Origin of the sequence: Thalassovita sp. (genome assembly GCF_963691685.1) — a bacterium.
In the GTDB taxonomy this organism is placed as follows: domain Bacteria; phylum Pseudomonadota; class Alphaproteobacteria; order Rhodobacterales; family Rhodobacteraceae; genus Thalassobius.
In genome coordinates, this window is sequence record NZ_OY829290.1 from 1109950 (window position 1) to 1123227 (window position 13278).

The 13278-nt window shown below is 59.8% G+C and carries 13 protein-coding genes; 7 read left to right on the forward strand and 6 right to left on the reverse strand.

What is annotated here, in order from left to right; genetic code table 11:
* Positions 1-50: 50 nt before the first annotated feature.
* Complete coding sequence (locus tag ACORLH_RS05420; RefSeq protein WP_321831580.1) at positions 51-815, forward strand: 5-oxoprolinase subunit PxpA; 765 nt, start codon at positions 51-53, stop codon at positions 813-815.
* 99 nt (positions 816-914) lie between these two features.
* On the opposite strand, the gene truA is transcribed toward ACORLH_RS05420, so the two are convergent.
* A complete protein-coding gene (gene truA, locus ACORLH_RS05425) occupies positions 915-1691 on the reverse strand; it encodes a tRNA pseudouridine(38-40) synthase TruA (protein ID WP_321831581.1) in 777 nt (258 codons plus the stop codon).
* Positions 1692-2099: 408 nt separating this feature from the next.
* Here truA and ACORLH_RS05430 point away from each other — a divergent pair, with 408 nt between their 5' ends.
* Genes ACORLH_RS05430 through ACORLH_RS05440 form a run of 3 tightly spaced genes read left to right on the forward strand, consistent with a single transcriptional unit; the run spans position 2100 to position 5007 of the window.
* Entirely contained in the window at positions 2100-3518 is a 1419-nt protein-coding gene (locus ACORLH_RS05430) for a YcjX family protein (RefSeq protein ID WP_321831582.1), read from the forward strand.
* Positions 3515-3985 (forward strand): GNAT family N-acetyltransferase, encoded by a 471-nt coding sequence (locus ACORLH_RS05435; protein ID WP_321831583.1) that lies wholly within the window; start codon positions 3515-3517, stop codon positions 3983-3985. Before ACORLH_RS05430 ends, ACORLH_RS05435 begins: the two co-directional genes overlap by 4 nt.
* A complete protein-coding gene (locus ACORLH_RS05440) occupies positions 3982-5007 on the forward strand; it encodes a TIGR01620 family protein (protein WP_321831584.1) in 1026 nt (341 codons plus the stop codon). The genes ACORLH_RS05435 and ACORLH_RS05440 overlap by 4 nt, the downstream gene beginning before the upstream one ends.
* Positions 5008-5016: 9 nt before the next feature.
* Here ACORLH_RS05440 and ACORLH_RS05445 read toward each other — a convergent pair whose 3' ends face one another.
* Positions 5017-5424 (reverse strand): group III truncated hemoglobin, encoded by a 408-nt coding sequence (locus tag ACORLH_RS05445; RefSeq protein ID WP_321831585.1) that lies wholly within the window; start codon positions 5422-5424, stop codon positions 5017-5019.
* A gap of 317 nt (positions 5425-5741) precedes the next feature.
* Between ACORLH_RS05445 and ACORLH_RS05450 the strand changes: the two genes are divergently transcribed.
* Entirely contained in the window at positions 5742-5918 is a 177-nt protein-coding gene (locus tag ACORLH_RS05450) for a hypothetical protein (protein ID WP_165590045.1), read from the forward strand.
* Between the two features lie 453 nt (positions 5919-6371).
* Here ACORLH_RS05450 and ACORLH_RS05455 read toward each other — a convergent pair whose 3' ends face one another.
* A complete protein-coding gene (locus ACORLH_RS05455) occupies positions 6372-6917 on the reverse strand; it encodes a hypothetical protein (protein WP_321831586.1) in 546 nt (181 codons plus the stop codon).
* Between the two features lie 265 nt (positions 6918-7182).
* On the opposite strand from ACORLH_RS05455, the gene ileS reads away from it, so the two are divergent.
* Positions 7183-10089 carry an isoleucine--tRNA ligase gene (gene ileS / locus ACORLH_RS05460; protein ID WP_321831587.1) on the forward strand — a complete coding sequence of 969 codons (2907 nt, stop codon included), beginning with the start codon at positions 7183-7185 and terminating at the stop codon, positions 10087-10089.
* A gap of 72 nt (positions 10090-10161) precedes the next feature.
* Complete coding sequence (locus tag ACORLH_RS05465) at positions 10162-10614, forward strand: methylated-DNA--[protein]-cysteine S-methyltransferase (protein ID WP_321832780.1); 453 nt, start codon at positions 10162-10164, stop codon at positions 10612-10614.
* A 252-nt stretch (positions 10615-10866) separates the two neighbouring features.
* Here ACORLH_RS05465 and ACORLH_RS05470 read toward each other — a convergent pair whose 3' ends face one another.
* The 3 genes from ACORLH_RS05470 to ACORLH_RS05480 are packed head-to-tail and all read right to left on the reverse strand — an operon-like array spanning position 10867 to position 13209.
* Positions 10867-11565, reverse strand: a complete 699-nt coding sequence (locus ACORLH_RS05470; protein ID WP_420719804.1) for a CDP-alcohol phosphatidyltransferase family protein — start codon at positions 11563-11565, stop codon at positions 10867-10869.
* 7 nt (positions 11566-11572) lie between these two features.
* A complete protein-coding gene (locus ACORLH_RS05475) occupies positions 11573-12508 on the reverse strand; it encodes a tyrosine recombinase XerC (RefSeq protein WP_321831588.1) in 936 nt (311 codons plus the stop codon).
* Positions 12505-13209: a DUF484 family protein gene (locus ACORLH_RS05480; protein ID WP_321831589.1), complete on the reverse strand. Its 705-nt coding sequence runs from the start codon at positions 13207-13209 to the stop codon at positions 12505-12507. Before ACORLH_RS05480 ends, ACORLH_RS05475 begins: the two co-directional genes overlap by 4 nt.
* Between the last annotated feature and the right edge of the window lie 69 nt (positions 13210-13278).

Here is a 13278-nt window from a genome sequence, read left to right on the forward strand (position 1 = left end):
GGATCCCTGTCACAACAGGCGGCAACGCTGTGACGCAAATGGAGGGGCACATGGGCCTGTCAGTCGATCTTAACGCCGATATGGGCGAAAGCTTTGGCGAGTGGAATCTGGGCGATGATTCTGCGCTTCTGGGCATTGTGACCTCAGCCAATGTGGCCTGTGGCTTTCACGCAGGGGATCCGGATGTGATGCTGAAGACCATGAAGATGGCGGTGGACAACAACGTCGGCATCGGGGCGCATCCGGGTTTTGATGACCTGCGTGGCTTTGGTCGTTACCGGATGCAGGTGCCGCTGCCGTCGCTGGCCAATCAGGTGCGCTATCAGGTGGGTGCGGCCCAGGCGATGGCGCGGGCTGCAGGCGGCGAAGTGCGGCATCTGAAACTGCATGGGGCACTGGCCAATATGTGTTCGGAAAATCAGGACATGGCGCGCGCCTGTTATGAGGCAGCGCTGTCGGTTGCGCCTGAGATCATCATCATGGTGCTGGCCGCCACTGCCCAACAGCGCGCGGTGGAAGAGCTGGGCGCCACTTTCGTGGGTGAGATTTTTGCTGATCGGGCCTATAACGATGACGCCACGCTGGTGGATCGCTCAAAACCCGGCGCGGTGATCCATGATTCGGCCATCGCCGGCCCGCGGATCGCTGAAATGGTCAAGGCGGGCGCGATCATCACCGAAAGCGGCAAACATATCGAAACCCAGATCGATACCATCTGCCTGCACGGCGACACGCCGGAAGCGGTGGAGATCGCCCGTTCGGTTCGCAGCGCGCTGGAAGGCGACGGGATTGAGGTGAAAACCTTCCGCACCTGACCCGCGGCACACCGGTCACGTAGGGCACAGCGGCCGCCGCGCCCCTTTCAATGTTCCAAAAATACTCAAATCCCCGCCCGCCGCTTGCGCTGGCGGGGGTTATTTTTGTGCCGGGAAGGGATCATCCTGATAGCCGACGCCGGCCAGATACAGACCCTGAGGCGGGCAGACCGGCCCGCAGGCAGATCGATCAGCCGCTTCCAACGCGTCACGCACGCGCTCCGGCGCCCATGCACCGGCGCCGACCCGTTCCAATGTGCCAACAAAGCTGCGCACCTGGTTGTGCAGGAAGCTGCGGGCGCGCAGGAAAAAGCGCAGCTCGGGCCCGGACCAGCCGTCAACCTCGGTGATGGTCAACTCGTCCAGCGTTTTGACCGGGCTGGCCGCCTGACAGATCGAGGAGCGGAAAGTGGTGAAATCATGCAGCCCAATCAGGTGCTGCGCGGCTTCGCGCATCGCTGCGGCATCCAGCTGATGGGACACCTGCCAGACCAGCCCGGCGTCATGGGTGGCGGGCGCGCGCCGCATCAGCAGGCGGAAGGTATAGCGCCGCTCATGTGCGGAAAACCGGGCGTGCCAGTCATCCTCAACCCGCGCTGCCCGGGTGATCGCAACGGGGGCGGGTTTCAGGTGATAGTTCAGCGCTTCGGACAGGCGGAACGGGTCCCAGTCTTTGCTGAGGTCGCAATGGGCCACCTGCGCCAACGCATGCACTCCGGCATCGGTGCGCCCGGCGGCGGCGATGGTGTGCTCGCCGGGCTCCAACTTGGCCAAAGCCGCCTCAATCGCCCCCTGCACAGAGGGCTGATCGGCCTGTCGTTGCCAACCGGCAAACGGGGCACCATGGTATTCAACAAGAAGCGCAAATCTAGGCATGGCGGGGCGATAGCGGAAAAACAGCGTCTTTGGAAGGGTCGGGTTTTAGGCTCAGGACCCATTGATTTTCCCGCGCGGGCGTCAAAATCGCAAAATATCAATGGTTTGAGGCGCGCCGGGAAGAGTGGTTCTCTTTTCAAGCGCCTTGCGCCGTTGAGATGCAGCGATTTTGGCGTCTTCGATTTGGCGGTTTTTCGAACTGAGCGGCGTCACATGACCTTGAAATAGATCACTATTCCTGCGGCCATGTTCCTTGTCAGTTCGAAAATCTGCCAAACCGGTGCTGGAACATTAATGGGTCCTGAGCCTAGACTATTTTGCACCATAAAAATGTTCAGCGCTTTTACATTGCCTTAGAGGTGCCTATCTTGGGGCGGAACAAAGGATTTGTTGAAGGGATTTCGGGGTTTGGTCATTACCTCTATTGCAGATGCGGTGACCCGTCAGGTCGAAGCGGTGGGCGACAGCGTCAATGAGGCGCTGTTTGAGCCGGTGATCCGTTTGGGTGTGACGGGGCTGGCGCGGTCCGGCAAGACGGTGTTCATCACCTCTTTGGTCGCAAACCTGCTGGACCGGGGGCGCATGCCTCAGTTGGTGGCTGCCGCTGATGGCCGGATTGAGGCCGCCTATCTGCAGCCGCAGCCGGATGACACCGTGGCCCGCTTTGCCTATGAGGAAAACCTAGCCGCGCTGACCGGACCCACCCCGCATTGGCCCGACAACACCCGTGGTGTCAGCGAATTGCGCCTGTCGCTGAAGGTGCGCCCCACCGGCATGCTGGCCGGGATGCGGGCGGCGCGGACGGTGCATTTGGATATTGTCGACTACCCCGGCGAATGGCTGCTGGATCTGGCACTGCTGGACAAAAGCTATGAGGATTGGTGCAGCCATGTGCTGACCCGGCTGGCCGGGCGCGATGAGGCAACCGCCTATCTGGCGGCGATGGCGGGCGTGGACGCCGAGGCCCCGTTTGAGGAGGTTGCGGCCAAGGCGCTGGCGGGTCATTTCACCGATTACCTGCAGGCCGCGCGGCTGGCAGGCTATTCCGATTGCACCCCCGGTCGTTTCCTGCTGCCCGGCGATCTGGCGGGATCCCCGGTGCTGAGTTTTGCGCCCCTGCCGGTTATCGATGGGCGGCCCGCGCGCGGCACGCTGCGCCGGGAAATGGCGCGCCGCTATGAGGCCTATAAATCAAAGGTGGTGAAACTGTTCTTTCGCGATCACTTCGCCCGGATTGACCGGCAGGTGGTGCTGGTGGATGCGCTGGGGGCCATTCACAACGGTCCACCGGCGTTGGAGGATCTGCGCCAGTCGATGGCAGATATCCTTGGCGCGTTTCGCCCCGGTCGCAATGCGTTTCTGACCCGGCTTTTGGGCGGCAAGCGGGTGGAGAAGATCCTCTTCGCGGCGACGAAATCCGACCATTTGCATCATTCGCAGCACCCGCGTCTGTCTGCCATTCTGCAGGCCCTCTTGCGCGAGGCGAAGGACCGCGCCGATTTCGCCGGGGCGCAGACCCATGCGTTGGCCTTGGCCTCGCTGCGGACCACGACCGAGGCCAGCCTGACCCATCACGGCCAAGAGGTGGACTGTGTGAGGGGCTTACTGCTGGACAGTGGCAAGCGCGCCGCCTTTTATCCCGGGAAACTGCCAGAGGATCCGGCACATTTGTTGTCACCGGCGCGGCAGGGGGCGGAACGCTGGTTGGATCAGGATTATGCCGTGATGCGGTTTGCCCCGGCGCCCTTGTCTTTGCGTCCCGGCGAAGGTCCACCGCATATCCGGCTGGACCGCGCAGCGCAGTTTCTGATTGGGGATAAGCTATGACCGCGACCCTGCGCGCGGCCACGCCGCTGGACGCCGGTGCGGTGGGCGCCATCCTGCATGGCTTCAACCGCGATACGGCGTGGATGCCGAAGCTCTATTCTGAGGCGGAAACCATCAGCTTTGCCAGCGTCATGATCGATCGCGGCTGGGTGCGGGTGGCCGAGTGTGAGACAGACCGTCAGGCGGAGCGCGAGACCGTGATCGGCTTCATCGCGCGTGACGGGGCTGAGATCTGTTCGCTGTATCTGACGCCAGATGCGCAGGGGCAGGGGATCGGGGTCCAGCTGCTGGAGGAGGCGAAAGCGCAGTCTTCTGTGTTGGAGCTCTGGGCCTTTGAGGCAAATAAAGACGCCCGGCGGTTTTATGTCCGCGAAGGGTTTCAGGAAGTGGCGCGTTCGGACGGGGCGCGCAACGAAGAGGGGCTGCCGGATGTGCGGCTGCGTTGGCAAAGAGGTGTGGCAGCATGAGTGACAGTCCCAAACAGGCAAAAGGCCCGATTCTGATCGATCTGGACGAAGCCCCCGACGTGGCCGGCCCTGAGGCGGCACCGCCGGTGCCAGACATCGGCCTGCCGACAGACAGTGCCCAAACCGGCCTGCAGATGGCGGCCACCTGGGCGGGGCGCAAACCGTCACGGCTGGGGCGCTGGATCCTGGCGCTGCTGGTGTCCTTCCTTAGCGCTTTGGCGGCTCTGGCGGCATGGGATGCGGTGGTCAGCCTGATCGGCCGGGTGCCCGTTTTGGGCTACGCCGTCGGTGCCCTTGGGGTTGCCCTGGTGTTGGCTGTTGTTCTGGCCGTGATTGGTGAGCTGGCCGCGCTGGCGCGGCTGGGACGGGTTGAGGCGTTGCAGCGCAGCGCGGAAGAGGCGCTGGCTGAGGCGGATCTAGCCAAGGCGCAGAAGTTCAGCAAATCCCTGATGCGGCTGTATCAGCGGCGGCAGGATCTGGATTGGGCGCGGGGCCGTTTTGACGAACGGCGCGGCGAACAGATGGATGCTGATGCGCTGCTGGGACTGGCCGAGCAGGAGCTGCTGGCCCCGCTCGATAAACTGGCCGAGGCCGAGGTGCAGGCCGCTGCCCGACAGGTGGCGACGGTGACCGCGCTGGTGCCGCTGGCGCTGGCGGATGTGCTGACCGCGCTGACCGCGAATCTGCGTATGATCCGCCGGGTGGCCGAAATCTATGGCGGCCGGTCTGGTACACTGGGCAGCTGGCGGCTGTTTTCTGCGGTGATGGCGCATCTTGTGGCCACCGGCGCCGTGGCGATTGGCGATGACCTCCTCGGCTCGCTGGCAGGCGGCGGGCTGCTGTCGAAACTGTCGCGTCGCTTTGGCGAGGGCGTGGTGAACGGCGCGTTGACCGTGCGGGTGGGCGTCGCCGCGATGGAGGTGTGCCGACCGCTGCCCTATGCAAGGCGCAAACGCCCCTCTGTCAGTGCAATGGTGGGCGCGGCTTTGGGTGGTCTGTTCACCGGACGGGGCAGCGCCTGATCTGGTGCCTCAGCGCAGCATCGGGATGCCGTCGCTGTTCTTGACCTTTTCGACCACACCGGCGCGCAGCGACCGGCCGATCTTATGCGCCAGGGCGGACCAGGCTGCGGCCTGATCTGGCCGCAGCTCTGCCGCCAGCACCCGGTCAAATAACCCCAGCCAGGTCTCAAACATGCCGGGGTGCACATTGCCGGCCTGGCGATGCACCAGCAGCGGATTGCCGTCATAGCTGCGCTCATGAAGAATCGCATTGGCCCAGAAGTCTGCGACCTTGGATTCGTGCGGCGGCCAGTCAGAAATATGCGCGGCAAAAACCGGCCCCAGACCCGGATGCTGGCGGATCAGCGCGTAAAAGGCGGCGACAACCGTCTCAATCTCCTGGCGTGAAATATCAAAGCGCGGTGGCAGGCTGGCCATGGGGTTTGGTCCTTTTCCTTTGTTTTCAGAGATATGCCGCCACAGGACGCGCAGCAAGGGGGTGTATCCGCCCATATCGCAGGATTCCGAGAGAAATTATCGGGTTTCAATTCCCGATAAAACCAGTCAAGTATTTGAAAATAAACAAAAAATCCCATTGACCCCCGGGGCGACTCATCCTATCTATACTTCCACAGACACATTGGTGATCACCGCAAGGTGCCCACCATCCAGCCTGCCAGATCACGCTACGCAGCCAGCCAACCGCAAGCCACGCCGCCAGATCTCGCCAGCCAGATACGACTAGGAGAGATATTATGTCCGCCAAAGCTTGCACCACCTGCACCTTCTTCGACAAAGTTTCGAAATCCGCAGACAATGCTGGTCTGTGCCGTTTCAACGCCCCCAGCTTCCTGACTGAGGCTGAGCTGGACGCGAAATGGCCGGTTGTGAAATCGACCGACTGGTGTGGTCGCTTCGACGCTAAGGCATAAGCTCTTTCTAAGAAGACGCGTGGCCCGCCCGTCAGGCCCAGCCCGCCCCATCCAGTTCGCAAGGTTCAGCCCGTAAGGTCCAGTTCGCAAGATCCCGCTCCGCAGCCCGCCAGCTTACCGCTCGCCCGCCACGTCGCCAGATCCAGCCAGCCAGATCCAGCTCGCCAAACCCAGCCCACCAGATGCAGCGCGCCAGACCCAGCCCGCCAGCGCACGCGAAAAAAGGGATCGCCCCCGGGCGGTCCCTTTTTCATTGTGTCATTCGTGTCATGCGGCAAAGCCCCGCCAATGTTTTCGGTGGCATATCCGCCGACCGGGCGGTCAGACCAAAGCGAAGTGGGATCGCCTATTTGAGGTGCCCTTTGTGGAATGGGGGGCAAACTCTAGGCGTTACACTTTGATTTAAAGTCATTATTTCTTGGCCTGCGTATTAGCAAAATCCGCATGCGCTGGTTAGTCGAGACCGTAGTTAAAATCAATTTTCGGCGGGTACCCAAAAAGATCTTTGGTCTTGTCACGTTGACTTGCTGCGCTGGCTGTCGCTACCGCTCCAACTATCCCAAGTCCAACCAAAGCATGTGCAGCAGTTTTTGAGTTGTAGTGTCGCCGCGTCAAATTCACCGATTTGATAATTTTCGTTTTTGTTTCCCGACCTTGTACATTGCAAGTAACGGTCATGTCGGGTGTTTCGGCGCCAAACGATGGCAGCAATACTGATTTCCAGGTGCCTACTGATGCAGTGAATGCGCTGCTTTTGAGGTGGCAGGTTCCAATGAGTTTCTTCAACTTCCAGCTGCCTGTACCGCCAGATCGCGCCTCAATCATCACGGGTATGTGCCCTACGAAGTTTAGGTTATTCGCATTTGGGGTTAATCTGTAGCCTTCGGAACCTTTGTTTGAGGGCGCAGTCGGGTTGCTTTCTGCTGTTTCTGGCGGCGCTCCACATGCTGAAAGAAAGAGGAATGCAGTTAGGAACAGCTTTGCCTTAACAGAAATCATTGAAACCTCATTTATGCGCCATTTCAATTTTGAATAGCTTTCGAGTTTTTTGTATGCAATCAAAAATGGTATTTCTGTTTAGAATATGTGGTCTGGACGGTCTGGGGTCTCGCGCGTATAACGCGCACATGAACCGTGTCAAAATACAGTCCATTCGAATTATTAGCCCGGCGCTCTGATTTATACGAGCGGCCGGGTCAAGGCGTATGGGACACCGCGCCGCCTCTCTTCCCTTAATCAAGACCCGAGATGAAGGACGCCCGAAATGTGCGCCGACACCCCTGAATACAAAGAAACGCTGAACCTGCCCAAGACCGATTTCCCCATGCGGGCCGGTCTGCCGAAACGTGAACCCGGCTGGCTGGAGCGTTGGAACAAGATCGACGTTTACGGCAAGCTGCGTCAGAAGGCCGAAGATGGCTCCCGCAAGCCCTTTACCCTGCATGACGGCCCGCCCTATGCCAACGGCCATCTGCACATCGGCCACGCGCTGAACAAAACCATCAAAGACATGATCGTGCGCAGCCATCAGATGATGGGGTTTGACGCACGCTATGTGCCTGGCTGGGACTGCCACGGTCTGCCGATTGAGTGGAAGATCGAAGAGCAGTACCGCAAAAAGGGCAAAAACAAGGATGAGGTCGACGTGGTCGACTTCCGCCAGGAATGCCGGGCCTTTGCCGACAATTGGGTGGGCATTCAGCGGGAAGAGTTCAAACGTCTGGGCATCACCGGCAACTGGGATGATCCCTACCTGACGATGAACTTCCACGCTGAGGCGGTGATCGCTGAGGAATTCATGAAATTCCTGATGAACGGCACGCTGTATCAGGGCTCCAAGCCTGTGATGTGGTCGCCGGTTGAAAAAACCGCGCTGGCCGAGGCGGAGATCGAATATCACGATCACAAATCGCACACCATCTGGGTGCCCTTCTCGCTGGCGGCGGGTGAGGGCGATCTGGCTGAGGCGCGCGTGGTGATCTGGACCACCACCCCCTGGACCATCCCATCGAACAAGGCCGTGGCCTATAATGAAAAGGTGGCTTACGGGCTCTACCGTGTGGATGCGACGCAGGAAGAAAGCTGGACCAACCCCGGTGATCTTTATGTTTTCGCCGATGCGCTGGCGGCGGATGCATTGGAAAAGTCGCGGGTCACTGAGTTCACCAAGCTGCGCGATGTGGCGACCAGCGAATTTGACGGTGTGATCCTGAAGCACCCGCTGCACGGCGTTGATGGCGCCGAGGGGTTCTGGGACTACGACGTGCCGATGATCGATGGCGATCACGTCACTGACGATGCCGGTACGGGGTTTGTGCACACCGCGCCCAGCCATGGTGCCGATGACTATGAGTGCTTTGTGAAGCGCAACTGGCTGGACCGGATGACCCATAACGTGGGCGAAGAATCCGAGTTCCTGTCGCATGTGCCGTTCTTTGCCGGTCTGCGGATCCTGGATCACAAGGGCAAAGAAGGCAAAGCCAACAACGCCGTGATTGCCAAGCTGGTTGAGGCCGGCGGCATCATCGCCCGTGGCCGTGTGACTCACAGCTATCCGCATTCCTGGCGGTCCAAGGCGCCGATCATTTTCCGCAACACGCCGCAGTGGTTTGCCTCTGTGGATCGCGAAGTGGGTGATGGTCAGGACGAAATGGGCAAAACCATCCGGGAACGGGCGCTCAATTCGATTGACCAGCTGGTGAAATGGTGGCCGCAAACCGGTCGCAATCGTCTCTACTCCATGATCGAAAGCCGCCCGGATTGGGTGCTGTCACGCCAGCGTGCCTGGGGTGTGCCGTTGACCTGTTTCACCAAGAAAGACACACTGCCCACCGATCCGGATTTCCTGCTGCGCGACGCCGCGGTGAACGCCCGGATTTCGGAAGCCTTTGAAAAGGATGGCGCGGACGCCTGGTATGCCGAAGGCGCCAAGGAGCGCTTCATCGGTGATGCGGCCAACCCTGATGATTATGATCAGGTGTTTGACGTGCTGGATGTGTGGTTCGATTCCGGCTCCACCCACTCCTTCGTGTTGCGCGACCGTGAAGACGGCACCGAAGACGGTATCGCCGATGTCTACATGGAAGGCACCGACCAGCACCGTGGTTGGTTCCATTCGTCGTTGCTGCAGGCCTGTGGCACCAAAGGCCGTGCGCCGTACCGCAACGTGGTGACCCATGGTTTCACGCTGGACGAGAAGGGCAATAAAATGTCCAAATCGCTTGGCAACACCATCGTGCCCGAGACCGTTGTTAAGCAATATGGCGCTGATATCCTGCGTCTTTGGGTGGCACAGACCGACTATATGGCGGATCAGCGGATTGGCCCGGAGATCCTTAAAGGCACCGCGGACAGCTATCGCCGACTGCGCAACACCATGCGCTTCATGCTTGGCTCGCTCAGCGATTTTGAGGAAGCGGACCGGGTTGCGCCTGCGGATATGCCTGAGCTGGAGCAATGGGTGCTGCACCGTCTGGCAGAGCTGGATCAGCAGGTGCGCAATGGCTATAAGAGCTTTGATTTCAACGGTGTCTGGCAAGCGGTGTTCAACTTTGCCACCGTGGATCTGTCCTCCTTCTATTTCGATATTCGCAAGGATGTGCTGTACTGCGATGGCAACACCGACCGGGCCAAAGCGGCGCGTACGGTTCTGGATATTCTCTTCCACCGTCTGACCAGCTGGCTGGCGCCGGTTCTGGTCTTCACTATGGAAGAGGTCTGGCTGGAGCGGTATCCGGGCGATGAAAGCTCGATCCACCTGACCGATATCCCGGAAACCCCTGCGGCGTGGCTGAACGAACCGCTGGCGGCAAAATGGGCGCAGGTGCGTCAAGCCCGCCGGGTTGTCACCGCCGCGCTGGAGGTACAACGGACCGACAAGGTGATCGGTGCATCGCTTGAGGCTGCGCCTGTGGTGCATGTGCGCGAGGCAGAGATGCTGGACGCCCTTAAATCCGTGAGCTTTGATGACATCTGCATCACCTCAGCGATCCAGCTGACGGGTGATCCGATGCCTGCCGAAGCCTTCCGCCTGCCAGAGGTAGAAGGCGTTGGTGTGGTCTTTGAAAAGGCTGACGGTGAGAAGTGTCAGCGGTGTTGGAAAATCCTCCCTGATGTGGGGCAGCACGCGCATGCAGCGACCTGCAAACGCTGTAACGACGCGCTGGGATAAGCCGACCATAAGGTGATAGTGTAAAGGCCGGGTTAACAGCCCGGCCTTTTTGCAAACAACCGTGGGTAAATGATGCCAGAGCGTAGTTTTGACAGCCCCGTGGGCCGGATCAGCTTCGTCGAAAAGGACGGTGCGATCACACGTCTTTACTGGGGTGGTGCGGGAGATGATGACACTGCGCTGTTGCGTCAGGCGGGAGAACAGCTCAGCGCCTATTTCGCGGGTGAGTTAGAGGTTTTTGATCTGCCGCTTCAGGTGGCGGGCAGCGATTTCCAAAGGGCGGTCTGCGATGCAATGTCCGCGATTCCCTTTGGCGAAACGCGTACCTATGGGGAAATCGCGGCGGATCTGAACGTTCCACCGCAACCTGTTGGGCAAGCCTGTGGCGGCAATCCGATCCCGATCATCATCCCCTGTCACCGCGTGCTTTCCGCCACCGGATTGGGCGGCTTTTCCGGCGACGGCGGGGTGGAAACCAAGGTCACCTTGCTGAAGCACGAAGGGGCGGCGGGGCTTTTGCTGTAAATCTGACGATGTTTGTCTTTAAGACTCCGTCGCGGGTGAAATCGCCTGCTCCTTCGTCTGCAAAATTGTCTCTAAGCAATCTGGCTACTGGTGCCGTTCAACATGTGGCGCGTTTTGATAGGGTGCCTCAACCCTTAGTCTAATCGCCGCCACGCTGTGCCCGCGATGGATTCAGGACTCCAAAATGGGAAGATACCCACAGAAAACACCCCGAAACTTACACAAACACAAGATTTCTGTGGATAACCGATATCAACGACGTTCAGGGATGATCTGCTGCACAATGCCTACAAGCAAGAGGTAGAGCGAAGTAACAACCAGCCCCCGATGCGCCCAGCTTTCCGGGTGAAACTCGACCCAGGCGGCCCAACCGGCAAAGAAGGTCCAAGCCAGTGCCATGGGCAGGGAGATCAGGCGCCAGCGCTCCGTGCGCACCGGATGGATGAACCGCAGCGGTAGGAACATCGCCACGGAGAGCGCCGCGACAAGCGCCACGATGATCCAGAAATTCGGTTGCAACGCAAAGAAAACGATGATCGCCATATTCCAGCAGCCGGGAAAACCAGAGAAGGAATTGTCTTTGGTTTTCATGCGTGTATCGGCGAAATACATGGCGCTGGAGAAGGTGATTATGATGATGGCAAACCAGCCCGTCCACCCTGGCAGCAACCCGGATTTAAACAGCGCAAAGGCGGGAATAAAGACGTAGGTCAGATAGTCGATGATCAGATCCAGCAGGACACCGTCAAACTGCGCGGCATAGTGTTTGACATGATACCGCCGCGCCAGAGGGCCATCAATCCCGTCCACGGCAAAGGCGACGACCAGCCACAGGAACATCAGATCCCATTTCGCCTCAACAGCGGCAAGCATCGACAGCATAGCAAAGACAGCACCTGTCGCTGTCAGAAGGTGGACGCTTAGCGCCTTGAATTCATTGGAAATAGACATTTTTGCCCTATTTTTCTGGCGCAACGGCCTTGGGGTGCGTCTTGTCGTATACGTCCAAAAGCCGCCCCAAGTCCACCGCAGTATAGGCCTGGGTGGTCGACAGCGAGGCATGGCCTAGCAATTCCTGGATCGCCCGCAGATCGCCGCCAGCGTTAAGGAGATGGGTTGCAAAACTGTGACGCAGGGCATGCGGGGTGGCGGTTGCCGGCAGACCCAGCTGCAACCGCGCCTGCGCCATGGATTTCTGCACCGCGCGCGGGCTCAAGGGGCGGCCGCGCACCCCGCGAAACAGTATGTCGCTGGGGCCCAGTTCGAACGGCATCAGCGTAACATAATGGGCCACCGCTTGCCGCGCGACGGGCAGCACAGGCACCATCCGTTCTTTGCCGCCTTTGCCTTCGATCCGGAGGACTTCGCCCAAGGGGACGGCGGCGTGCGTCAGGCTGAGGGCCTCGGAAATCCGCAAGCCGCAGCCATAAAGTAGCGTGATCACCGCGCTGTCGCGGGCGCCAACCCAATCTTCGGGGGCGTTTTCGGCAATGGTTGAGATCAGGTCTTTGGCAGCCTCTGCCTCAACCGGGCGTGGCAATTTCGCGCTGAATTTCGGCGATCGTGTCGCCAGCACGGCGGTGGGTTCAAACCCCTCACGTTCCGCCAGCCAGCGGTAGAAGGATTTCACCGCCGAAAGCTTGCGCGCCATACTGCGGGCGCCGACGTCCTGACGGCGGGTGGCGGCCATCCAGGCGCGCATGTCGGAAACGGTTATTTTGGCAATAGCTCCAAGGCCTTGAGGTTCGCCGTGGTGCGCGGTCATGAAGCTCAGGAAGGCGGCAACGTCGCGGCTGTAGGCTTCGATGGTGTTGTCTGATGCGCCTTTCAGGGCGCGCTGGTGATCCAGCCACTTTTGCAGGGCATCGCGTGCGGCTGGGGAGATCAGCGTCACGACAGCCAGCGCCGCATGGAGCGTTCAAACACCCCGGCGAAAAAGGCCAGCAGATCCGTGCCTTGCTGGGGGGAAAACTGATGCGGATCCTCCGCGCCCATGACCAACAGGCCAGGCAGGCGACCTGCGCCGAAATCCAGCCGCAGGCAGGCCTCCGATCGGATGAACGGCGCTTTGTCTCCGTAGACTTCGCGTCGCCCTTCCTGCATCTGGCGAAGTGTCACCTGCCGGGTCGGGGCGCTGCGCCCTGCAGACAGGAACTGATCTACGAATCCGGGTTCCGCCACCGACAGAACCGATCCAAGCCTCCGAACCGCTGGTTCGTTTTCTTCCTGGGCAGTTTCCAACACCAGTTTCACGCAATCTACACGCAAGATGTCTGCGACAGGGCCGTTCAAGTCCTTTAGAAACCGCTCAAATTCGGTAGGGTCTAGCATCCGCAATATGGCGCGGTGAACCTGATTGGTGCCAGCCAGATTTTCATAGGCTGCGGCGATCACTGAGCGATGGGTGTCTTCCAGGCGATCAAGGCGATGCTCAAGCCGTTCCATCGCGATGCCGCGCAGGTCGACAATATTGCCGCCCATGGCGCGTTCATTGGCTGAAATCAGCGCATGCATAAGGTCCTGATCGTCCAGAATGACGTCAGGCTCCGAGATGATCTTCTCGCGCAGGGTATCGTCAATTTTTGCTGTGCTCATCGGCCTGCCATTATTGTTTTGCCAAACTTACCAGAGGTTTTCGGTGATTTCCTCATGTTTTTCACCGTC

Coding starts and splice junctions, on each gene's coding strand:
- ACORLH_RS05420 (WP_321831580.1), top strand. CDS start 51: ATGGGCCTGTCAGTCGATCTTAACGCCGATATGGGCGAAAGCTTTGGC.
- truA (WP_321831581.1), bottom strand. CDS start 1,691: ATGCCTAGATTTGCGCTTCTTGTTGAATACCATGGTGCCCCGTTTGCC.
- ACORLH_RS05435 (WP_321831583.1), top strand. CDS start 3,515: ATGACCGCGACCCTGCGCGCGGCCACGCCGCTGGACGCCGGTGCGGTG.
- ACORLH_RS05440 (WP_321831584.1), top strand. CDS start 3,982: ATGAGTGACAGTCCCAAACAGGCAAAAGGCCCGATTCTGATCGATCTG.
- ACORLH_RS05445 (WP_321831585.1), bottom strand. CDS start 5,424: ATGGCCAGCCTGCCACCGCGCTTTGATATTTCACGCCAGGAGATTGAG.
- ACORLH_RS05450 (WP_165590045.1), top strand. CDS start 5,742: ATGTCCGCCAAAGCTTGCACCACCTGCACCTTCTTCGACAAAGTTTCG.
- ACORLH_RS05455 (WP_321831586.1), bottom strand. CDS start 6,917: ATGATTTCTGTTAAGGCAAAGCTGTTCCTAACTGCATTCCTCTTTCTT.
- ileS (WP_321831587.1), top strand. CDS start 7,183: ATGTGCGCCGACACCCCTGAATACAAAGAAACGCTGAACCTGCCCAAG.
- ACORLH_RS05465 (WP_321832780.1), top strand. CDS start 10,162: ATGCCAGAGCGTAGTTTTGACAGCCCCGTGGGCCGGATCAGCTTCGTC.
- ACORLH_RS05470 (WP_420719804.1), bottom strand. CDS start 11,565: ATGTCTATTTCCAATGAATTCAAGGCGCTAAGCGTCCACCTTCTGACA.
- ACORLH_RS05480 (WP_321831589.1), bottom strand. CDS start 13,209: ATGAGCACAGCAAAAATTGACGATACCCTGCGCGAGAAGATCATCTCG.